This is a genomic window from Streptomyces sp. NPDC034049 (assembly GCF_055575575.1).
Map to the genome: position 1 here is coordinate 82033 of NZ_JBVISJ010000017.1, position 21747 is coordinate 103779.

Genomic DNA, 21747 nt, shown 5'->3' on the forward strand with positions numbered 1-21747 from the left:
TCAGCCCTTCCCCAGCAGCAGCCGGGCCTCGCCGACGGTGATGACGGAACCCGTGACGAGGACGCCACCGCCCGCGAACTCGCCCTCCTCCTCGGCGAGCGTGATCGCCGCCTCCAGGGCGTCGGGCAGCCGGGGCTCGACCTGCACCCGCTCCTCCCCGAACACCTCCACCGCGATACCGGCCAGCTCGTCGGCGTCCATCGCCCGGTGGCTGGAGTTCTGGGTGATCACGACCTCGGCGAAGATCGGCTCGAAGGCCTCCAGCAGCCCCCGTACGTTCTTGTCGCCGCTCGCCCCGACCACACCGATCAGCCGGCTGAAGTCGAACGCCTCACCGACGGCCTCGGCCGTGGCCCGGGCGCCCGCCGGATTGTGCGCGGCGTCCAGCACGACGGTCGGGGACCGCCGTACGACCTCCAGCCGGCCCGGCGAGGAGACGGCCGCGAAGGCCTTGCGGACCGTGTCGATGTCGAGCGGCTCGGGCCGCTGCGAGCCGACGCCGAAGAACGCCTCCACGGCGGCGAGCGCGACGGCCGCGTTGTGCGCCTGGTACGGGCCGTGCAGGGGGAGGTAGACCTCGGGGTACTCGCCGCCCAGGCCGCGCAGGGTGAGCATCTGTCCGCCGACGGCGACCTGCCGTGCGACGACACCGAACTCCAGGCCCTCGCGGGCCACGGTCGCGTCGACCTCCACGGCCTTCTTCAGCAGTACCTGCGCCGCGTCCACCGGCTGCTGCGCCAGGATCACGGTCGCGTCCTGCTTGACGATCCCGCCCTTCTCGACGGCGATCTCGGCGGGCGTCGTCCCCAGCCGGTCGATGTGGTCGAGGTCGATGGGCGTGACGACGGCGACGTCGCCGTCGATCACGTTGGTGGCGTCCCAGGTGCCGCCCATGCCGACCTCGACGACCGCCACGTCCACGGGCGCGTCGGCGAAGGCCGCGTACGCCATCCCGGTGAGCACCTCGAAGAAGGAGAGCCGGTACTCCTGGGCCGCGTCCACCATCTCGATGTACGGCTTGATGTCCTCGTACGTCTCGACGAACCGCTCGGCGGAGATGGGGGCGCCGTCGAGGCTGATGCGCTCGGTGATCGACTGGACGTGCGGAGAGGTGTACCGGCCGGTGCGCAGCTCGAAGGCGCCGAGGAGGGCCTCGATCATGCGGGCGGTGGAGGTCTTGCCGTTGGTGCCGGTGATGTGGATGGAGGGGTACGAGCGCTGCGGCTCGCCGAGGACGTCCATCAGCGCGGCGATCCTGGTGACCGAGGGCTCCAGCTTGGTCTCGCCCCAGCGGGTCGCGAGGTCGATCTCGACCTCGCGCAGGGCCTTGTCGACGGCCGGGTCGGTGGGCCTGGCCGGTACGTCGGCCTGCGGTGCGCCGCCCTGGGCTCGCAGGGTACGGCTGCCTGCCTCGATCACCGCGAGGTCCGGATCCCGGTCGGTCTCCGCGGCGATGATCTCCTCGAACGGGTCGCTCGGGTCGGGCTGCGTGTCACTGCGTTCGCTCACGGGGTCAGTCTACGAGTCGGACTCCGCGGGGCCGGGGGCGCCTCACAGCTCGGGGGCACGGGTCGGGTGGCGACTGCGGGTGCGCAGGGGTTGTTCGCGCAGTTCCCCGCGCCCCTGTGGTGACCGGCAGCCTCCAGTCGCCCTCCACGACCGCGGGCAGTCGTGCCGCTGGGGCGGCACGGGTGGGCGCAGGCGGCGCCTCGTGAGCGCCGAGTTGCGCGGTCCCCCGGCTGTGCCGAGGCCCCCGGTGCCTCAGAGCACCGGGGGCCTCCGCCCACCTACGAACCGCTACGCCTGCGGCAGCCGCTCCAGCTGGGCGGCGATACGGGCGATGTCCTCGTCCGCCTTGGCGAGGCGGCCCCGGATCTTGTCGACGACCTGGTCCGGCGCCTTCGCGAGGAACGCCTCGTTGCCGAGCTTGGCCGTGGCCTGGGCCTTCTCCTTCTCCGCCGCCGCGAGGTCCTTCGCGAGACGCTTGCGCTCGGCGGCGACGTCGATGACGCCGGAGAGGTCGAGGGCGACCTCGGCCCCGGCCACCGGCAGGGTCGCGGTGGCCGCGAAGCCCTCGCCCTCCGGCTGGAGGCGCAGCAGCTGGCGGATCGCGGCCTCGTGCGGGGCCAGCGCCGTACCGTCGAGAGTCAGCCGGGCCGGGACGCGCTGGCCGGGCTGGAGGCCCTGGTCGGCGCGGAACCGGCGGACCTCGGTGACGACCTGCTGGACCAGCTCGATCTCGCGCTCGGCGGCGTCGTCGCGGAAGCCACTGTCCTTCGGCCAGTCGGCGACGACGAGGGACTCACCGCCGGTCAGCGTCGTCCACAGGGTGTCCGTGACGAACGGGATGACCGGGTGGAGGAGGCGCAGAGTGACGTCCAGGACCTCGCCGAGGACGCGCTTGCTGACCTCGGCCGGCTCGCCGCCCGCCATGAACGTGGTCTTGGACAGCTCGACGTACCAGTCGAAGACCTCGTCCCACGCGAAGTGGTACAGCGCCTCGCTGAGCTTCGCGAACTGGAAGTCCTCGTAGTAGGTGTCGACCTGCTCGACCGTCTCGTTGAGCCGGGCCAGGATCCAGCGATCGGTCGCCGAGAGCTTCGAAGCCTCCGGCAGGGCGCCCTCGACCGTCGCGCCGTTCATCAGCGCGAAGCGGGTCGCGTTCCAGATCTTGTTGGCGAAGTTGCGGGAGGCCTGGACCCAGTCCTCGCCGATCGGGACGTCGGTGCCCGGGTTGGCACCACGCGCGAGGGTGAAGCGGAGCGCGTCGGAGCCGTACTTGTCCATCCAGTCGAGCGGGTCGACGACGTTGCCGAAGGACTTCGACATCTTCTTGCCGCGCTCGTCGCGGACCAGGCCGGTCAGCGCGATGGTCTTGAAGGGGACCTCGCCGTCCATGGCGTAGAGGCCGAACATCATCATCCGGGCGACCCAGAAGAAGATGATGTCGTGGCCGGTGAGCAGGACGTCGGTGGAGTAGAACTTCCGCAGGTCCTCGGTCTGTTCGGGCCAGCCGAGCGTGGAGAACGGCCACAGGCCGGAGGAGAACCAGGTGTCCAGGACGTCGGTGTCCTGGGTCCAGCCCTCGGCCTCGGTGCCGGGCGGCTGCTCGTCGGGGCCGACGCAGACGGTCTCGCCGTCCGGGCCGTACCAGACGGGGATGCGGTGGCCCCACCAGAGTTGGCGCGAGATGCACCAGTCGTACATGTTGTCGACCCAGTCGAAGTAGCGCTTCGACATGTCCTCGGGGTGGATCTTGACCCGGCCGTCACGGACGGCGTCACCGGCCGCCTTGGCCAGGGGGCCGACCTTGACCCACCACTGCATGGACAGGCGCGGCTCGACCGTGGTCTTGCAGCGCGAGCAGTGGCCGACGGAGTGGACGTACGGACGCTTCTCGGCGACGATCCGGCCCTGCGAGCGCAGCGCGCCGACGACGGCGGAACGGGCCTCGAAGCGGTCCTGGCCGAGGAAGGGGCCGTGGACGGTGATGACGCCGTGCTCGTCCATGATCGTCATGGACGGCAGGTCGTGGCGCTGGCCGATCGCGAAGTCGTTCGGGTCGTGGGCCGGCGTGACCTTGACCGCGCCGGTGCCGAACTCCGGGTCGACGTGGGTGTCGGCGACGACCGGGATGGAGCGGTCGGTGAGCGGCAGCTTGATCAGCTTGCCGATGAGGTGCTGGTAGCGCTCGTCGTCCGGGTGGACGGCGACGGCGGTGTCACCGAGCATCGTCTCCGCACGCGTGGTGGCGACGACGAGGCTGTCCTCGCCCTCGCCGTACCGGATGGAGACCAGCTCGCCGGCGTCCTCCTGGTGCTCGACCTCGATGTCGGAGATGGCCGTCAGACAGCGCGGGCACCAGTTGATGATGCGCTCGGCGCGATAGATCAACTCGTCGTCGTAGAGCCGCTTGAAGATGGTCTGGACGGCCTTGGACAGGCCTTCGTCCATCGTGAACCGCTCACGGTCCCAGTCGACTCCGTCGCCGAGGCGGCGCATCTGGCCGAGGATCTTGCCGCCGTACTCCTCCTTCCACCGCCAGACGCGCTCGACGAACTCCTCGCGCCCCAAGTCGTGGCGGGACTTGCCCTCTTCGGCGAGCTGCTGCTCGACCTTGTTCTGGGTGGCGATGCCGGCGTGGTCCATGCCGGGGAGCCAGAGCGACTCGTACCCCTGCATGCGCTTGCGCCTGGTCAGGGCGTCCATGAGGGTGTGCTGGAAGGCGTGCCCGAGGTGCAGGCTGCCGGTGACGTTCGGCGGGGGGATGACGATGGTGTACGCGGGCTTGTCGCTCTTGGCGTCGGCCGCGAAGTAACCACGCTCTACCCAGCGCTCGTACAGCGTCCCCTCTACATCGGCCGGCGTGTACTGGGTCGGCAGATCGGTGGCGGGCGCTGAAGGCTGCTGCTGAGCGTTCTCGGTCACCCGCTCAGTTTAGGGGTGTCACGGGGTGGTCCCGAAACCGGATTCTTCCGTAACGGTGTGCCCCCCGGTGCGTGGGCCCCATCGTGTTTGCGCCAGGATGTCAGGAACACATAAGCATCTGGAGGGGAACCCAGAACATGAGTCACAACCAGCCGGGCCCGTACGGCGGGCAGCCCCAGCAGCCCGGACCGTACGGTCAGCCGGGCCCCTACGGCCAGCAGCAGCCGCAGGCCGCCCCCCAGCCCGGCTACGGCTACCCGCAGCAGGCGCCCCCGCAGCAGCCGGGTTACGGGTACCCCCAGCAGGCTCCCCAGGGCGTTCCGCCCCAGACCCCGCCCTACGGCCAGCAGCAGGCCCCGTACGGCCAGCAGCCCTACCCGACGGTGCCGCAGCCGCCGGTGCCCTCCGGGAGCGGCGGCAAGAAGGTCGGCATCATCCTGGGCGCGGTCGCCGTGGTGGCGGCGGTCGCGGTGGGCGCGTACTTCGTCCTCGGCGGCGGTGGCGGCGCGGACATCGCGGACGACGGGCCGCACAAGCTGACGACGCCGGCGTCGGTACTCAACGACGAGTTCAAGAAGTCCAGCAGCGCCGACAGTGGTGGCTTCAGTGAGGACGACATCAAGGAAGCCGAAGACCACGGCGTGAAGAACGCCAAGGACGTGAGCGCCGGGTACCAGGCCGGAGACGAGAGCAACCCGCTCTCGGCGCAGATGATCAACTTCATGGGCGTCTACGGCGAGATCGACGACCCCGAGTCGGTCGTCGACGCCATGTTCGCCGACATGAAGAAGGAGGCGAGCAAGGACTCCTCGGACACGGGTGAACTCGTGGGCAGCCCCGAGACGTTCACGCCGAGCGCCTTGGACGGCGCCGTCCTCAAGTGCCAGGAGACCAAGTTCGAGGGCGACTCCTCGACGGGCGGCCCCAGCAAGATGAGCGTGCCGATCTGCATCTGGGGCGACCACAGCACGATCGGCGTGGTGATCTACGCCGACATGGCGTCCGCGATGGCAGGAAAGGGCGCGGACCTGAGCGGCGCTGCCGACAAGGCGGCCAACTTCCGCAAGGACGTGCGCGTCAAGATCTGAGGCCATCCACCTCACAACTTCAACGGGGCTGTCGCATAGTTCGCTGGCGACAGCCCCGTTCGTCAGATCTCGCGCGCGTCGAGCGCTGCCGCGTATTCCACGGCGCTCACTCCCAGGTCGCCCTGTTGCACGCCGCCACGATGTGGTTCGTGTTACTGATCCCCAGCGCTGCCAGCTTGGCCTGACAGAAGCCCTCGGTGCCCCAGGCGTCATGGCTGCACGCCGACCTGACCCCTGGCCCCACGACGTACCCCTTGCCTTCGAGATACCTGACGCAGTCGATGATGTCCGCCTGCGCGGGCGTGGCCGTAGCAACCGGAACCACCCCCAAAGACAGCAGCAAGCCGGCAACTGCAATGAAGCGCTTCATCGCTCCCCCAAAGAACTACGATCTCGGTCGCAGCCATCTGATCAAGCGGCATGCCCCTGACACAACCGCCCCGATCCAGAGCGGCTTGATCCTTGCGCTTACTGTCTCCGGGGACGGAAAGCCTCCCAGACACGCTAAAGGGTCCCGGTCGGTCGACCGGGACCCTTCGCCGTCTACCTGTTGCCAGCGAGTTACGCCGTCTTCTGCTCCCCCGGCCCCCGCCCACGGGCGTCCCGCGGGATCAGGGTGGGGTTGACGTTGGAGTGGACGACGTCCGCCGTGATGACGACTCGGGCCACGTCCTTGCGGGACGGGACCTCGTACATCACGGACATCAGGACTTCCTCCATGATGGCGCGCAGGCCGCGGGCGCCGGTCTGGCGGAGGATGGCCTGGTCGGCGATGGCTTCGAGGGCCTCGCGCTCGAAGTCCAGCTCCACGCCGTCGAGTTCGAAGAGGCGCTGGTACTGCTTCACCAGCGCGTTGCGGGGCTCGACGAGGATCTGGAGCAGGGCCTCGCGGTCCAGGTTGTGGACCGAGGTGATGACCGGGAGACGGCCGATGAACTCCGGGATCATGCCGAACTTGACCAGGTCCTCCGGCATGACGTCCTCGAACTGGTCCTTCGATTCGAGTTCGCGCTTCGAGCGGATCGTGGCGCCGAAGCCGATGCCCTTGGCGCCGGCCCGGGACTCGATGATCTTCTCCAGGCCCGAGAAGGCGCCGCCCACGATGAACAGGACGTTCGTCGTGTCGATCTGGATGAACTCCTGGTGCGGGTGCTTGCGGCCGCCCTGCGGCGGCACCGAGGCCGTAGTGCCTTCGAGGATCTTGAGGAGGGCCTGCTGCACGCCCTCACCCGACACATCACGTGTGATCGACGGGTTTTCGCTCTTTCGGGCCACCTTGTCGATCTCGTCGATGTAGATGATCCCGGTCTCGGCCTTCTTGACGTCGTAGTCGGCGGCCTGGATGAGCTTCAGCAGGATGTTCTCGACGTCCTCGCCGACGTACCCCGCCTCCGTCAGCGCGGTCGCGTCCGCGATCGCGAACGGGACGTTCAGCATGCGCGCGAGGGTCTGCGCGAGGAGGGTCTTGCCGGAGCCCGTGGGGCCCAGCAGCAGGATGTTGGACTTCGCCAACTCGATGGCGTCCTCGCGGCTTTGACCGCCGCCGTTCTCACCGGCCTGGACGCGCTTGTAGTGGTTGTAGACGGCTACGGAGAGCGCCTTCTTGGCCGCCTCCTGGCCGACGACGTACCCCTCGAGGAACTCGTAGATCTCGCGGGGCTTCGGGAGTTCCTCCCAGCGGACCTCGCTGGTCTCCGCAAGCTCTTCCTCGATGATCTCGTTGCAGAGGTCGATGCACTCGTCGCAGATGTACACACCGGGCCCTGCGATGAGCTTCTTGACCTGCTTCTGGCTCTTGCCGCAGAACGAGCACTTGAGCAGATCGCCGCCGTCACCGATGCGTGCCACGGTGTGCTTCCCCTTCGCCTGGGAGACGACTGGACGATTGAAATCCAGCGGCTCCTGGTGCTGCCTTATGTCGACGGTACCTTGCCGGGCCCCCCGTTCGGGCCCCCCTTGGCACGGTTCGCTTTGACGTGCACCTTGTCGTGCACTGGGTCAAACGGTGCCAACCATGCCAAGGGGCGGCAGACATTACAGCCTTTCCGCCGTCAGCGGACGCTGTCGTTGTTCATCTTCCGCGTGGAGATGATCTGGTCGATCAGGCCGTACGACAGCGCGTCCTCGGCCGTGAGGATCTTGTCGCGCTCGATGTCCTCGCGGATCTTCTCGATCGGCGTGGTGGAGTGCTTGGCCAGCATGTCCTCCAGCTGACCACGCATCCGGAGGATCTCGTTGGCGGCGATCTCCAGGTCGGAGACCTGACCGCGGCCCGTCTCGCTGTACGGCTGGTGGATCAGGACGCGGGCGTTCGGCAGCGCCATGCGCTTGCCCGGCGTACCGGCGGCCAGCAGGATCGCGGCGGCGGAGGCCGCCTGGCCCATGCAGACCGTCTGGATGTCGGGCTTCACGAACTGCATCGTGTCGTAGATCGCGGTGAGCGCCGTGAAGGAGCCGCCGGGGCTGTTGATGTAGACCGAGATGTCCCGGTCGGGGTCCATCGACTCCAGGCACAGCAGCTGCGCCATGACGTCGTTGGCGGAGGCGTCGTCGATCTGCACGCCGAGGAAGATCACCCGCTCCTCGAAGAGCTTCGCGTACGGGTCGTACTCGCGGATGCCCTGCGAGGTGCGCTCGACGAAGCGCGGGATGACGTAACGGGACTCGGCGGTCGGGCCCGAGTACTGGGAGCGTGCGCCGGCGTGGAGGCCGCTGCCGGGGAAGTCGTTCACTTGTGTCTCCTGGAAGCCTGAGAGGGGCTGTGGCGGTCGGCTGGGGGCTTTGCGGGGGTGTGGGTGGCGGCGGGTGCCGTCACTCCTGCCCGGCCCCGGTGCCGCCGCCGCCCGGCATACCGGCGGCCGTGGGGATCACGTCGTCGATGAGGCCGTACTCCTTGGCCTCGAAGGCGTCGAACCAACGGTCGCGGTCCGAGTCGCGCGTCACCTGCTCGACGGTCTGCCCCGTGTGCTGGGAGGTGAGCTCCGCCATGCGCTTCTTGGTGTGCAGCAGCCGCTCGGCGTGGATCTTGATGTCCGAGGCGGAGCCCGCCAGGCCCGCGGAGGGCTGGTGGATCAGGATCTCGGCGTTCGGCAGCGCGAAGCGCTTGCCCGGGGTGCCCGCGCTGAGCAGGAACTGCCCCATCGAGGCCGCGAGACCCATGGCAATGGTCACCACGTCGTTCTTGATGAACTGCATCGTGTCGTAGATCGCCATACCGGCCGTGATCGAGCCGCCGGGGCTGTTGATGTAGAGGTAGATGTCCTTGTCGGGGTCTGCGGCAAGGAGCAAGAGCTGTGCCGTGATCTTGTTGGCAATGTCGTCGTCGACCGGCTGGCCGAGAAAGATGATCCGCTCGTTGAGCAGCCGGTTGTAGACCTGGTCGCCGAGGCCACCGCCGATGGAAGGCTCGCCGGCGGCGGAGGGCATCAGATTCGTCACGTATCCACCTGCTCGTCTTACGACGGCGCCGGGCCGTCTTCACGTTTCCCTTCCGGGGGCCGAGCCGTTCGCCGACGGCTCCGCCCTCGTATTCATGGACCCTAACGCGGTGGCTCCGCCGGTGAATCCCGCAGAGGGAACTGTTCGCTGTCAGCGCATGTGCTCCGCTGGGTTGAGCGGGTGCGTTGTGGCCCCCGGCCCGGCCAGGGGCGCGGGGAACTGCGCGGCCGACCCCCACCAAAGCCGCACGCGCGTCTGCCACGGGCTGTGGATCGGCGGGTGCGGCTTGTTGTGGGCTGGTCGCGCAGTTCCCCGCGCCCCTTGGGTAGGCCGACGGGCCCCTGGGTCACAAGTGATCCAGGGGCCCGTCGAAAGCCATCCACCGACTACCGGTAGTGATCAGGCCTCGTTCTTCTCCTCGGCGGAGCCCTCCGCGGCCGGGGCCTCCTCGGTGGCCTCGGCGGAGCCCTCGGTCTCCTCCTCGTCGTCGTCCAGGTCGACGATCTCGCCGTTGGTGTCCTTGACCGTGGAGGACTCGACGACCAGGGCCAGGGCCTTGCCGCGGGCGACCTCGCCGACCAGGAGCTGGACCTGGTTGTTCTGGACGACGGCCTGGGCGAACTGGTCCGGGGACATGCCGGAGGAGGCCGCGCGGCGCATGAGGTGCTCGGTGAGCTCCTCCTGGTTGACGTTCAGCTTCTCCTTGGAGACCAGCTCGTCGAGGACGAACTGGGTCTTGATGCCCTTGACGGCCGCTTCCTTGGTCTCGGCGTCGAACTCCTCGACCGTCTTGCCCTGGATCTCGAGGTACTTCTCGAGGTCGAGGCCCATCTGGCCGAGCTGGTGGTGCTCCAGGTTGTGCTTGCGGGTGTTGATCTCGTCCTCGAGCAGCTTCTCGGGGACGGGCACCTCGACGAGCTCCAGCAGCTTCTCCAGGACGCGCTCCTGGGCCTGCGTGGCCTGGTCGTACTGCTTCATGTTCTCCAGGCGCTTGCGGCTGTCGGCGCGCAGCTCCTCGAGGGTGTCGAACTCGGAGGCGAGCTGGGCGAACTCGTCGTCCAGGGCCGGGAGTTCACGGGAGGCGACCTGGGACACCTTGACGGTGACCTCGGCCTCCTTGCCGGCCGCCGAGCCGCCCTTGAGCTCGGAGGTGAAGGTGGTCTCGCCACCGGCCTCCAGGCCCTTCACGGCGTCGTCGATGCCGTCCAGCAGCTCGCCGGAGCCGATGGTGTACGAGACACCCTCGGCGACGCCGTCCTCCAGGACCTCGCCGTCGACCTTGGCCTCCAGGTCGAGCGTCACGACGTCGCCGTCCTCGGCGGCACGCTCGACCGGGGAGGTGGAGGCGAAGCGCTCGCGGAGCTGCTCGACCGCCTTCTCGACGTCCTCCTCGGTGACCTCGACGGCGTCGACCTCGACCTCGATGCCGGAGTAGTCCGGGATCTCGATGGTCGGGCGGACGTCGACCTCGGCGGTGAAGTTCAGCGTCTCGCCGTCCTTCAGCTCCGTGATGTCGACCTCGGGCTGGCCCAGCACGTTGAGCTCGGCCTCGTTGACCGCATCGGTGTAGAACTTCGGGAGCGCGTCGTTGACCGCCTCCTCCAGGACCGCACCGCGGCCGAACCGCTGGTCGATGACGCGGGCCGGGATCTTGCCCTTGCGGAAGCCCTTCACCGTGACCTGCTGGTTGATCTTCTTGTACGCCGCGTCGAGGCTGTCCTTGAGCTCCTCGAAGGGCACCTCGATGCTGAGCCGAACCCGGGTCGGGTTCAGGGTCTCCACGGCGCTCTTCACGGTTCGGTCTCCTTGGGGGCTGACTTCTTGGGGTTCTGCCGATGACCCCGCCGGTGCGGCGGGGCTTCAGAGGATTAGCGGCCCTTGAGAGACGTGAGAGTGCAGACACACGGGCGCGCAGCTTGCATAGTAACCGCAGGCGGTACACGCCCCAAAAGGTGATCTAGCCGGTGGCGGGCGCGCCGTACCGGCGCGGTGGTCGGGGTGGCGGGATTTGAACCCACGGCCTTCCGCTCCCAAAGCGGACGCGCTACCAAGCTGCGCCACACCCCGTCTGGTGCGACACGTAGGGTACATGCCCGCAGGCCATACGGTTGCCGGATTTACCGAGTGCGCGGGCGCGCGCGACGGCGGGCGCGGGAGCCGCCCGGGGGGCGCGACCGGAAGGGGTGTGCGGCCGGGGCCTCCGACCCGCTACGATGCCTTCAGTGCCGCGGTCCTCCGACCTGCGGCGCGCGCTGTGCGGGCGTAGCTCAATGGTAGAGCCCTAGTCTTCCAAACTAGCTACGCGGGTTCGATTCCCGTCGCCCGCTCCAACGGCCTCCGGCCCGGTTTCGAGGGAGATCCTCGGATCGGGCCGGAGGTTTTTTCGTTGCTTCTCGGTGGTGTCGCCCCGGTTCGTGGTGGTGGGCCGTTCGCCGGATCACCGTGCGTGGTCGGGCGGTCGCTAGAACTGGATCGAGTTGATCGTGTCCGCTATCGAGTTCAGGAAGCGTTGGATGTCGTCGGCCATGCCCGTCGAGGCGAGGAAGAAGCCGAAGAGGATGGCGACGACGGCCGGGCCGGCCTTGATCGTCCCTCCTCGCATCAGAACCACCAGGATGATCCCCAGCAAGAGGACCACTGACAGCGAAATGGCCACACAGATCACACCCTCGGTCGGTCCGCACTCCCGGCCCGGGGCGCCGACCCCACGCGCACCCCGCCAGGACCATCGTGCCACCAACCAGGCCGTCATATGCAGGGGCTGAGGCAACGTCGGTCACGGCACCGCACCCGCGTCACCCCCTCCCCCGGTCAACGGGTCGGCCTCGGAAGTGAATTCGGGGTGATCGTTTCCGTGCACACACAACCTGAGCGCAGGGAATTCGAATTGTTGCCACAGACACACCAACAGGCCTGCCCAGTACAGTAATTAACCGGACATTTCACCTGAATCGCCTGCGCGCGTTATGCACCATTTAGTCGGTATGAATACGGACAGATCGGCGCATGCCATGCGCCTTGAGGTGTACGGACGGTGATGTTCTGCCTAGGCACACTTCACTGAATCCTGGGTATCCGTGAGTGACACGTACCCCTCAATACAGGATTCACGTCGGTGGTTTTACGAAATCGCACAGACAACGCTAGGGTGCCTCAGATGTTCACCGCTGCCTCGTCCCCCGCTTGCGCAGCGAGTGCTCGGGCCGTCCCCCGGAGTCCCCGGCGGGAGGGTCTGTGACGAACTCGCTGCGACCGCACGACCGGTCCAGGGCGCCGCTCCCGCCGGCACAGTCACCACAGTCGCCGGCCGACGGAGTGCCGAGTCCGCGCTCGCTGAAGTCCTCGTCCCCGAACCCGACGCCGGGTGGCGCCTCCCCGGAGGCCAGACCGGCCAAACAACGTGACGCGTTCTTCGACAACGCCAAGTACCTCGCCATCGTGCTCGTCGCGATGGGGCACGCGTGGGAGCCGCTGACCGACCACAGCCGTGCCGCCGAGGCGCTGTACATGTTCGTGTACACGTTCCACATGCCGGCGTTCATCATCATCTCCGGCTACTTCTCGCGCAGTTTCGACATGCGCGCCGACCGGCTCCACCGGCTGATCACCGGTATCGCCGTGCCGTACGTGCTCTTCGAGATCGCGTACTCCTTCTTCAAGCGGTACGGCAACGACGATCCCTCGCACCCGATCAGCCTGCTCGACCCGTGGTACCTCACCTGGTTCCTGATCGCGCTGTTCGTGTGGCGGCTGACGACCCCGCTGTGGAAGGTGGTGCGCTGGCCGATCCCGGTGGCGCTCGGCATCGCGGCGCTCGCCTCCGTCTCGCCCGACATCGGCGACGACCTGGACCTGCAACGCGTCCTGCAGTTCCTGCCGTTCTTCGTCGTCGGCCTCTTCATGAAGCCCGCGCACTTCCAGTTCATGCGACGTCGTGAGGTGCGGATGCTGTCCGTGCCGGTGGCGGCCGCGGCGCTGGCGCTGGCCTACTGGGTCGGACCGCACATGAACTCGGCGTGGTTCTACCACCGGGACAGCGCGCAGGAGCTGGGTGCGCCGTGGTGGGCCGGGGTCGTCATGACCTTCGCGCTCTTCGGCTGCTCCATGGTGCTCACCACGTGCTTCTTCGCCTGGGTGCCCCGGCGGAAGATGTGGTTCACCGTCCTGGGCGCGGGCACGCTGTACGGCTACCTGTTGCACGGGTTCCTCGCGAAGGGCTCGCGCTTCTGGGACTGGTACGACACCCACGCGTGGGTGTACCAGCCGCTCGGCGAGCTCGTCGTCACGTTCTTCGCGGCGGCCGTCATCACCGTGTTGTGCACCCCGCCGGTGCAGCGGATGTTCCGGTTCGCCATGGAGCCCAAGATGGAGTGGGCGTTCAAGCGGGATGCCGCCGAACTGGCCCGGGAGCGCGGGAAGATCGGCGCCAAGGGCTAGCCCCCCGGGGCAGCGTCACCTCACCTCCTCGGTCGCCGGTTCGTCCGGCAGGCCGAGGAGGTTTCGCATGTGGGCGTACTTGGCGGTCAGGCGGGTGCGGGTGGGGGCGTCGAGGGCGGCCAGACGGGTGGGGTTCGCGTTGTGCGCGAGGTCGGACTGTTTGACCAAAAGGGCGCCGGGGGTCGCGAGGATGCGGGCGGCGTAGGCCTCCGGGGGTTCGCCGGGGTGTTTGGTGAGGGCCAGGACGATGGACTTCGTGCGGGGGCTGAGGGGGGCGTGCGTCAGCCACTCCTCGGTGAGGGCGTCGTCCTCGACGGCGTCGTGGAGCCAGGCCGCGGCGATCTGGTCGAGGTCGCCGCCTCGGGCGGCCACGCCGTGGGCGACCGCTCGGAGGTGATCGGTGTAGGGGTGGCCCGCTTTGTCGGTCTGGCCGGCGTGCGCGGTGCGGGCGAGGGCTTCCACTTCGGGGAGGGTGAGGCGGGGTGGGGTCGGGGGCATCGCAGTGGGCTCCTGTCGGTCGGGGGGACGGATCTGGCTGTGGACCCCGCCGCCCTTCTCGCGCGGTTCCCCGCGCCCCTTGCAAGCGTGCGGTCGCCGTTACCTGGTGGGGGCTTCTCGGCAGATCAGCAGGAGGGCCCTGTCGTCGTTCACGTCCTTGGCGACCGCTTCGATGAGGTGCCAGGCGGCGCCGTGGAAGCCGCCGGCGACATAGCGGTCGGCCTCGCCCGTGAGGCGGTCGATGCCTTCGACGATGTCGCGGTCGGAGGTCTCGACGAGGCCGTCGGTGAAGAGCATCAGGACGTCGCCGGGGCGCAGGGAGCCCTTCACGGGGTCGAACTGGGCGCCGTCGTAGACACCGAGGAGGGGGCCCTCGGCGGCCTTCTCCTCCCAGCGGCCCGTGCCCGCGCTGAGCTGGAGGCCCGGGGGGTGGCCGGCGGAGAAGAGTTCGTAGTCGCCGGAGTCGAGGTCGAGGACGAGGTGGATGGAGGTCGCGAAGCCCTCGTCCCAGTCCTGGCGCAGGAGGTAGCCGTTGGCCGCCGGGAGGAACGCGTGCGGCGGGAGCGATCCGAGCAGGCCGCCGAACGCGCCGGAGAGGAGCAGGGCCCGGGAGCCCGCGTCCATGCCCTTGCCGGAGACGTCGGTGAGGACGACTTCGAGGGTGCGGCCGCCGTTCGTCCGGGCGGCCACGACGAAGTCGCCCGAGAACGACTGGCCGCCCGCCGGACGCAGGGCCATCTCGCGGTGCCAACCGGCCGGCAGCTGCGGCAGCTTGCTCTGCACCCGGATGCGTTCACGCAGGTCGAAGAGCATGGTGCCGCCACGTCGCCAGGGAACGCCGACGCGGCTGCGGAACTGGGCGATGAGAAGTCCGAAGAACCCGCAGGCGGCGACCACCAGCACGGTGCCGGGCGTCACCCGGGCCGGGCCCTCGGTGTAGGGGCCGAGCCGTACGGACTCCACGATCAGGGCCGTCGCGGCGGCGGCGTAGAGGCCGAGGAGACTGGCGGGGCGCAGCAGCAGGCCGCCCGCGACGATGGGCAGGACGAGGGCGGCCGGTGAGAACCAGACCTCGTTGATCATGGTGAAGCAGGCGATCAGCGGGATCATCAGGAGGAGACCGGCGAGGGCGATCCAGTCGGAGCCGTCCCCGCGGAAGTAGTCGACGGCGGATTTACGCACGCCGGTGCGGACCCGGTGAACCAGCTTCTTCATCCGGGCCGTGAGCGTATCGGCCGCCGCGCGCCGCTCTCGTCCTGCTGCCATTGTTCGGGACCTTATCCATCGGACCAGCCCCTGTGCACAGGAGGTCCTACTTGTCCCCCTTCCGAGGGCCGGTTCACGACGAATCTCACACAGATCTCACACCGGAACGCTTGCTTCGGCCCCCGTGCGCCCTCCGTGCGGCACCTGGGAAGGATCCCACGTCGAACGCCGACGCGCGGGGGAAATTCGTTCGCCCGTACCGAATCGCCCTGCTAGGCATGGCGTATGACGACTGAGCTGCGGGCGCTGCGCAAGGAAGACTGGAACGTCTGGTACGACAACCTCCTCCGCGCCTTCGGCGGCGACACCGAACCCGCCGAGGAACGGGAGGTGTGGCAGGCGCTGACTCGGTACGACCGCTCGATCGGTGTGTGGGACGGCGACCAATGCGTGGGTACGGCCGGGGCGTTCGACTTCCGGCTCACGGTGCCCGGGGGCGCGGTCGTCCCGGCGGCGGGCGTCACGATGGTCGGCGTCGCGGCCACGCACCGGCGGCGCGGGGTGCTGACGTCCATGATGCGGCGGCAGTTGGACGACATCCGCTCCTGGGGCGAGCCGCTGGCCGTGCTGACCGCGTCCGAGCCGGCGATCTACGGCCGGTTCGGTTACGGCCTGGCCACGCAGCGTGTCTCCGCCGACATCGACACCACCCGTGTACGGCTGTCCGTGCCGCCCGGCACGGACGACGTACGGCTGCGGTACGCGGATCCCGCCGAGGTGCTCGACGTGTGCGAGGCGGTGTACGCGCGTCTCGTGCCGGAGCGGCCGGGGATGCTGGAGCGGCGGCCCGGCTGGGAGCGGGTGGAACTGCTCGACACGGACCACCACCGGGACGGGGCCTCACCGCTGCAGTGCGTGGTGGCGGAGCGGGCCGGGGACGGGGGCGGTTCCGAGGTGGTGGGGTACGCCCGCTTCCGGATCAAGCCCGACTGGGGGCAGGCCGGGCCGGAGGGGGTCGTCCGGTTGAGCTCGCTGGAGGCCGTGGACCCCGCGGCGCGGGCCGCGTTGTGGCGGTTCCTCTTCGACATCGACCTGACGCGGTGCGTGGCCGCCTCTCGTCTGGCGATGGACGAGCCGGTGCTGCACCTGGTGTCGGACGTCCGCCGGTGCGGGCTGCGGGTCAGGGACGATCTGCACCTGCGGCTGGTCGAGGTCGGTGTCGCGCTGCGGGCGCGGACCTATCAGGCGCCGCTGGACGTCGTGTTCGAGGTCGAGGACGCCTTCTGCCCCTGGAACGAGGGGCGTTGGCGGCTCACCGGTGACGCCAAGGGCGCGACCTGCGAGCGGACCGCCGACGCCGCCGATCTCTCCCTCTCCGTACGGGAGTTGGGGTCGGCCTATCTCGGCGGGGTGAGCCTGACGTCCCTGGCCGCGGCCGGGCGGGTGCGGGAACTTCGGGAGGGGGCGCTGGCGGAGGCGTCCACGGCGTTCCTGTCGGCGGGGCTCGCGCCCTGGCTGCCGCACGGGTTCTGACAGGGGCCGAACCGGTTCACCGTTCCTGGCAGGTCGGGCACCAGAAGAGGTTGCGGGCGGCGAGATCGGCGGTGCGGATCTCGCCGCCACAGATGTGACAGGGCAGGGTCGCCCTGCGGTACACGTACACCTCGCCGCCGTGGTCGTCGACGCGGGGCGGGCGGCCCATCGCCTCCGGGAGGTGTGCGGGGCGGACTGTGTCGATGCGGTTGTGACGGACGCCCTCGCGCATCAGGGCGACGAGGTCGGCCCAGATCGCGTCCCACTCCGCCGGGGTGATGTCCCGGCCCGTGCGGTACGGGTCGATGCCGTGCCGGAAGAGGACCTCCGCGCGGTAGACGTTGCCGACGCCCGCGATCACCTTCTGGTCCAGGAGGAGCGCGGCGATCGTCGTACGGCTGCGGGAGATCCGGGCGTACGCGCGTGCCGGGTCGGCGTCGGGGCGGAGCGGGTCGGGGCCGAGGCGGGCGTGCACGGCCTGCTTCTCGGCGTCCGTGATCAGGGCGCAGGTCGTGGGGCCCCTCAGGTCCATGTACGAGGTGTCGTTGCGCAGCCGGAGGCGGACGGTGTCCGTGGGCGGGGGCGCGGGGGCGGGGCCGAAGGTGACCTTGCCGAAGAGGCCGAGGTGGATGTGGACGCGTTCCTCGGCGGCGGCGTCGCCGAAGTGCAGGAAGAGGTGCTTGCCGTGGGCCTCGGCGGCGTGGAGGGGGGTGCCGGTGAGGAGGGCGGCCGCGTCGGCGAACTTGCCCTGGGGGCTGGTGACGTGGGTAGGGCGGTCACCGCCGCCGAAGTGGGACAGGCAGTCTTCGGCGAGGCGGTGGATGGTGTGCCCCTCCGGCACGGGGTCCTCCGGGGGTTCGGCAGGGTGGGTGGGGGGTGGGGGGCGGTGCGTTGTCGGGTGCGGGTGCGTGGGGCTTCTCGCGCAGCTCCCCGCGCCTCTGAGAAGCCGGAGCTGCGCCCCGTGCTCTTCGAGCCCACCCCCCGGTCGCCGCGGCGTCAGTCCTGAGGGTGGTGTGCCGGGATCGGCGGGAGGTCGCCCGTCGTCTCGTACGACGCCAGCATGTCGATGCGGCGGATGTGACGCTCGTCACCGGAGAACGGGGTGTTGAGGAAGGTCTCGACGAACTTCGTCGCGTCCTCCTGGGAGTGCATCCGGGCGCCGACGGCGACCACGTTCGCGTTGTTGTGCTCGCGCCCCAGCGCGGCGGTCTCGGCGCTCCACGCGAGGGCCGCGCGGACGCCGGCCACCTTGTTCGCGGCGATCTGCTCCCCGTTGCCCGAGCCGCCGATGACGATGCCGAGGGAGCCGGGGTCCGCGGCCGTACGCTCCGCCGCGCGGAGGCAGAACGGCGGGTAGTCGTCCTGGGCGTCGTAGATGTGGGGCCCGCAGTCGACGGGCTCGTGGCCGGCGGCCTTCAGCCACTCGACGAGGTGGTTCTTGAGTTCGTATCCGGCGTGATCCGAGCCGAGGTAGACGCGCATGGTCCGAGTGTGACACGCGCGTTTCGGCGCGGCACGACGGGGTGTGGAGCCGGGAGACAGTGAGCTGGACCACGGAACCTCAAGTAAACCTCAAGTAACAATCTGGATTCAAAGGTTCAGGATTCCTTTTACCTCCGATTCACTGGACCGATCTTTACCGCAGCCCCTCCGGACCCCGGCTGTGCGCTCTCGTCTCCCGCTCTGACGAGAGTCGATCGGGGAGTCCCTGGGCAGACGCACGGAAGTCCCCACAACGGCGCAAAGGAAACCTCCCCCATGACCTCCCAGCCGACTCTGCCGAATCAGGCGGACACCCCAGGTTCCTCCTCTCCCCCCTCCCCCGGTCTGCACGCCGGTCTCAAGAACCGTCATCTGTCGATGATCGCCATCGGCGGTGTGATCGGCGCCGGTCTCTTCGTCGGGTCCAGCTCCGGCATCGCCACGGCCGGCCCCGGCATCCTGCTGTCGTACGCGCTCGTCGGCACGATGGTCGTGCTGGTGATGCGGATGCTCGGTGAGATGTCCGCCGCCAACCCGACCTCGGGTTCGTTCTCCGCCCATGCCGACCGCGCCCTCGGCCGCTGGGCCGGCTTCTCCATCGGCTGGCTGTACTGGTTCTTCTGGGTCGTCGTGCTCGCGGTCGAGGCGACCGCGGGTGCGGTGATCCTGGAGGGCTGGATCCCCGCCGTGCCGCAGTGGGGCTGGGCCCTGATCGTGATGGTCGTGCTGACCGCCACGAACCTGGTGTCGGTCGGCTCCTACGGCGAGTTCGAGTTCTGGTTCGCCGGGATCAAGGTCGTCGCGATCGCCGCGTTCATCGTGGTGGGCGGGCTCGCGGTGTTCGGCGTGCTGCCCGGGGCCGAGACAGAGAAGGCCGGACTCGCCAATCTGACCGATCACGGCGGGTTCCTGCCCCACGGGGCCGGCGCGATCCTCATCGGCGTCCTGCTGGTCGTCTTCTCCTTCATGGGCAGCGAGATCGCCACCCTGGCCGCCGGCGAGACGGAGAACCCGCAGAAGGCCGTCACGAAGTCCACCAACAGCATCATCTGGCGGATCGGTGTCTTCTACCTCGGCTCGATCTTCGTCGTGGTGACGCTGCTGCCGTGGAACGACCCCTCGATCAAGGAGAAGGGCTCCTACGTGGCCGCCCTGGACTCCCTGGGGATCGCGCACGCCGGGCAGATCATGAACTTCATCGTGCTGACCTCGGTGCTGTCCTGTCTCAACTCCGGTCTCTACACCGCGTCGCGGATGGCGTTCTCGCTGGGTGAGCGCGGTGACGCGCCGCGCGCGTTCGGCCGGACGAACGCGCGGGGTGTGCCGATGGCGGCCATCCTGTCCTCGGTGGTCTTCGGGTTCGTCGCGGTCGTCTTCAACTACTTCTTCCCCGAGGGTGTCTTCCTCTTCCTGGTCAACTCCTCCGGCGCGGTCGCCCTGTTCGTGTGGCTCGTCATCTGCTTCTCCCAGCTGCGCATGCGGCGGATCATCGAGCGGGAGACACCGGAGAAGCTCGTCGTGAAGATGTGGCTGTACCCGTATCTGACGTGGGCCACCATCGGCTTGATCCTCTTCGTCCTCGGCTACATGCTGACCGACACCGAGCACGGCAACCGCGAGATCCTGCTGCTGTCCCTGCTGGTCGCGGCGGTCGTCGTCGGCATCGCGCTGGTGAAGGAGAAGGTCGGTGGCGGGAGGGCCGGCGGCGGGCGGGCTGCCGCCGAGGTCTCCGACAAGGTGCGCTGACCGAGGTGCACTGACCCCTTCGAGGCCCGGGGTCCGGTGGCGGTTCGTCCGTCGCCGGGCCCTTTTTCGTGCCCCGGCGGCCTCCTTCTTCATACCCGGGCGGCCTACAGGGGGGTGAAGCTCTCCTCGACCTTCTCGTAGACCGGGAGGGCGCGGTCCTCGATGTCGGGGTGGTACCAGGTGGTGAGCTGGTAGGACTTGCCGCCGGTGTTGAAGCCCAACGAGCGGACGTGCCAGGGCAGTTCCTGGGCCATGACGGTGTACTCCCACACGACGGCGGGCGCGCCGCGGAACTCGGTCTCCTCCAGCCGGATCCGCTGGTACCCCGGCCCCTCGCTGGTGCTCTTCTCCTTCTTCCGCCACTGCTCCAGCAGGTCGCCGCGTGCGAGGGAGGCCTTGCCGACGATCTCCTGCCGGGCGTCCGGCGAGGTGTAGTGCACCTCCGCGCCCGCGTGCACCTCCCGGGAGAAGCCGTCGGGCGGGACCCAGGCGAAGACACCGGCCTCCGTACGGGCACCCGGCGGGAGCTTCGGCGGACGGGACGTGCCGGCGACGGTGGGCGTGGGGGACGGGCCGGCGGGCGAGGACGTCGACGACGCCCTGTCGTCCCTGTGCTTGTCCTTGTCGCCCGGTGACCCGTTCATCGCCGGTACGACGACCGCGGCCACGACGGCGGTCACGGCCACGACGACGGCCGCGACGAGGCCGATACGGCGGTTGCGGCGCCGGGGGGTCACGGGGCTCGTGGGGTCGGGGGCAGGTTCGGGGGTGGGGGTGGGGGTGGGGGTGGGGCTCGGGGGTGGTTCCGGAGTGGGGTGGGGCGGGGTGCGGCGGAGGACGGGGGTGGTGGCTCGGTCGGGTGGTGGGGTCGACCGGGCAGTGGGGGTGGGGCGTGCCGCGGGGGCGGGGGCCCGTACGGGCGAGGGGAGCTGGGCCTCGGGCCGCGGGGTGGTGGCGGTCGGCGGTGGCGCGGTCGTGGCCGGTGGCCTCGGCCGCTCGGCGGCCGGCCGCGCTTCCTCGGTGTCCGGCGGGGCCGGGGGTGTGGTGACGGCGTGCAGTGCCTCGGTGAGGCGGGGCAGGGTGGGGCGGGCCTCGGGGTCCTTGTCGAGCAGGGCGGCCAGGAGGTGCTGGAGGGGGCCCGCGGCCGCGGGGAGTTCGGGCGCCTCGTAGAGGACGGCGTGGAGGGTGGCGAGAGTGGTGGAGCGGGCGAACGGCGAACGGCCGCCGAGGGCCGCGCAGAGCGTGGCGCCCAGGGACCAGAGGTCGGAGGGCGGGCCCTGCGGGCGGCCGGAGACCCGCTCGGGGGCCATGTAGTCGGGGGAGCCGACGAGCATGCCGGCCATGGTGAGGGCCTCGGTGTTCTGGATGGCGGCGATGCCGAAGTCGGTGAGGACGGCCCGGTGGGTGCCCTTGCGCCTGATGAGGACGTTGGCGGGTTTGATGTCGCGGTGCAGAACGCCCTGGGCGTGCACCTGGCCCAGTGCGTCGACGAGTTCGAGGCCGATCCGCGCCGTGTCGTGCGCGTCGAGGGGGCCGTCCTCCGCCAACAGCCGTTCCAGGGAACGGCCGTCGACCAGTTCCATGACGATCCAGAGCCGTTCGCCCGCGTCGACGACGTCGTGGACGCGCACGACGCCGGGGTGGTCGATCCGGGCCGTGGCCCTGGCCTCGCGCAGGGTTCGCTCGCGTCGGGTGCGGCTGTCCTCCGAGTCATGACCGTCGATACGCATTTCCTTGACGGCGATCTGCCGGTCGAGTATTTCGTCGGTGGCCCGCCAGACCCGGCCCATTCCGCCTTGGCCGATGCTTTCGACCAGCCGATAACGGTCGGCCACGACAAGACCCGGAACACCACCCCGTGTTATTTCCGGCACCCCCATGCCCCCCTTCG

Annotated in this window: 17 protein-coding genes and 2 tRNA genes; 5 read left to right on the forward strand and 14 right to left on the reverse strand. The window is 69.4% G+C overall.

Features of this window, described 5'->3' with window-relative positions; all coding sequences use genetic code 11:
- Window positions 1-1509 (reverse strand): bifunctional tetrahydrofolate synthase/dihydrofolate synthase, encoded by a 1509-nt coding sequence (folC, locus tag ACZ52C_RS35380; protein ID WP_469078634.1) that lies wholly within the window; start codon window positions 1507-1509, stop codon window positions 1-3.
- Between the two features lie 288 nt (window positions 1510-1797).
- A complete protein-coding gene (locus tag ACZ52C_RS35385) occupies window positions 1798-4428 on the reverse strand; it encodes a valine--tRNA ligase (protein WP_469078635.1) in 2631 nt (876 codons plus the stop codon).
- A 137-nt stretch (window positions 4429-4565) separates the two neighbouring features.
- On the opposite strand from ACZ52C_RS35385, the gene ACZ52C_RS35390 reads away from it, so the two are divergent.
- Window positions 4566-5516 (forward strand): hypothetical protein, encoded by a 951-nt coding sequence (locus tag ACZ52C_RS35390; RefSeq protein ID WP_469078636.1) that lies wholly within the window; start codon window positions 4566-4568, stop codon window positions 5514-5516.
- Between the two features lie 106 nt (window positions 5517-5622).
- Here ACZ52C_RS35390 and ACZ52C_RS35395 read toward each other — a convergent pair whose 3' ends face one another.
- The 6 genes from ACZ52C_RS35395 to ACZ52C_RS35420 form a co-directional block, all read right to left on the reverse strand.
- Window positions 5623-5886 (reverse strand): hypothetical protein, encoded by a 264-nt coding sequence (locus ACZ52C_RS35395; RefSeq protein ID WP_469078637.1) that lies wholly within the window; start codon window positions 5884-5886, stop codon window positions 5623-5625.
- 191 nt (window positions 5887-6077) lie between these two features.
- On the reverse strand, window positions 6078-7364 hold the full coding sequence (gene clpX / locus ACZ52C_RS35400; RefSeq protein ID WP_239754284.1) for an ATP-dependent Clp protease ATP-binding subunit ClpX: 1287 nt from the start codon (window positions 7362-7364) through the stop codon (window positions 6078-6080).
- A 203-nt stretch (window positions 7365-7567) separates the two neighbouring features.
- The gene (locus tag ACZ52C_RS35405; RefSeq protein WP_086799069.1) at window positions 7568-8248 is read right to left on the reverse strand and encodes an ATP-dependent Clp protease proteolytic subunit; all 681 of its coding nucleotides are present in this window, start codon (window positions 8246-8248) and stop codon (window positions 7568-7570) included.
- 79 nt (window positions 8249-8327) lie between these two features.
- Window positions 8328-8942, reverse strand: coding sequence for an ATP-dependent Clp protease proteolytic subunit (locus tag ACZ52C_RS35410; RefSeq protein ID WP_086762708.1), 615 nt, complete (start codon window positions 8940-8942; stop codon window positions 8328-8330).
- A gap of 411 nt (window positions 8943-9353) precedes the next feature.
- On the reverse strand, window positions 9354-10748 hold the full coding sequence (gene tig, locus ACZ52C_RS35415; RefSeq protein WP_469078638.1) for a trigger factor: 1395 nt from the start codon (window positions 10746-10748) through the stop codon (window positions 9354-9356).
- Between the two features lie 196 nt (window positions 10749-10944).
- Window positions 10945-11021, reverse strand: a tRNA-Pro gene (locus ACZ52C_RS35420).
- Window positions 11022-11210: 189 nt separating this feature from the next.
- Here ACZ52C_RS35420 and ACZ52C_RS35425 point away from each other — a divergent pair.
- Window positions 11211-11284 (forward strand) — tRNA-Gly (locus tag ACZ52C_RS35425).
- Between the two features lie 131 nt (window positions 11285-11415).
- Here ACZ52C_RS35425 and ACZ52C_RS35430 read toward each other — a convergent pair.
- A complete protein-coding gene (locus ACZ52C_RS35430; protein ID WP_033526477.1) occupies window positions 11416-11610 on the reverse strand; it encodes a hypothetical protein in 195 nt (64 codons plus the stop codon).
- Window positions 11611-12188: 578 nt separating this feature from the next.
- Here ACZ52C_RS35430 and ACZ52C_RS35435 point away from each other — a divergent pair.
- Window positions 12189-13391 carry an acyltransferase family protein gene (locus tag ACZ52C_RS35435; RefSeq protein ID WP_469078639.1) on the forward strand — a complete coding sequence of 401 codons (1203 nt, stop codon included), beginning with the start codon at window positions 12189-12191 and terminating at the stop codon, window positions 13389-13391.
- Window positions 13392-13406: 15 nt separating this feature from the next.
- Here the strand turns inward: ACZ52C_RS35435 and ACZ52C_RS35440 are convergent, their stop codons facing one another.
- Both ACZ52C_RS35440 and ACZ52C_RS35445 read right to left on the reverse strand, forming a co-directional pair.
- Complete coding sequence (locus ACZ52C_RS35440; RefSeq protein WP_469078640.1) at window positions 13407-13889, reverse strand: HD domain-containing protein; 483 nt, start codon at window positions 13887-13889, stop codon at window positions 13407-13409.
- A 99-nt stretch (window positions 13890-13988) separates the two neighbouring features.
- Entirely contained in the window at window positions 13989-15155 is a 1167-nt protein-coding gene (locus tag ACZ52C_RS35445) for a PP2C family protein-serine/threonine phosphatase (protein ID WP_469078641.1), read from the reverse strand.
- 225 nt (window positions 15156-15380) lie between these two features.
- Between ACZ52C_RS35445 and ACZ52C_RS35450 the strand changes: the two genes are divergently transcribed.
- Complete coding sequence (locus ACZ52C_RS35450) at window positions 15381-16628, forward strand: GNAT family N-acetyltransferase (protein WP_469078642.1); 1248 nt, start codon at window positions 15381-15383, stop codon at window positions 16626-16628.
- A 16-nt stretch (window positions 16629-16644) separates the two neighbouring features.
- On the opposite strand, the gene ACZ52C_RS35455 is transcribed toward ACZ52C_RS35450, so the two are convergent.
- Window positions 16645-17469, reverse strand: a complete 825-nt coding sequence (locus tag ACZ52C_RS35455; protein ID WP_469078643.1) for an Fpg/Nei family DNA glycosylase — start codon at window positions 17467-17469, stop codon at window positions 16645-16647.
- A 155-nt stretch (window positions 17470-17624) separates the two neighbouring features.
- On the reverse strand, window positions 17625-18110 hold the full coding sequence (locus ACZ52C_RS35460; protein WP_192333965.1) for a ribose-5-phosphate isomerase: 486 nt from the start codon (window positions 18108-18110) through the stop codon (window positions 17625-17627).
- A 276-nt stretch (window positions 18111-18386) separates the two neighbouring features.
- On the opposite strand from ACZ52C_RS35460, the gene ACZ52C_RS35465 reads away from it, so the two are divergent.
- On the forward strand, window positions 18387-19856 hold the full coding sequence (locus ACZ52C_RS35465; protein ID WP_469078644.1) for an amino acid permease: 1470 nt from the start codon (window positions 18387-18389) through the stop codon (window positions 19854-19856).
- A gap of 104 nt (window positions 19857-19960) precedes the next feature.
- Here ACZ52C_RS35465 and ACZ52C_RS35470 read toward each other — a convergent pair whose 3' ends face one another.
- Entirely contained in the window at window positions 19961-21646 is a 1686-nt protein-coding gene (locus ACZ52C_RS35470) for a serine/threonine-protein kinase (protein WP_469078718.1), read from the reverse strand.
- Window positions 21647-21747 lie beyond the last annotated feature (101 nt).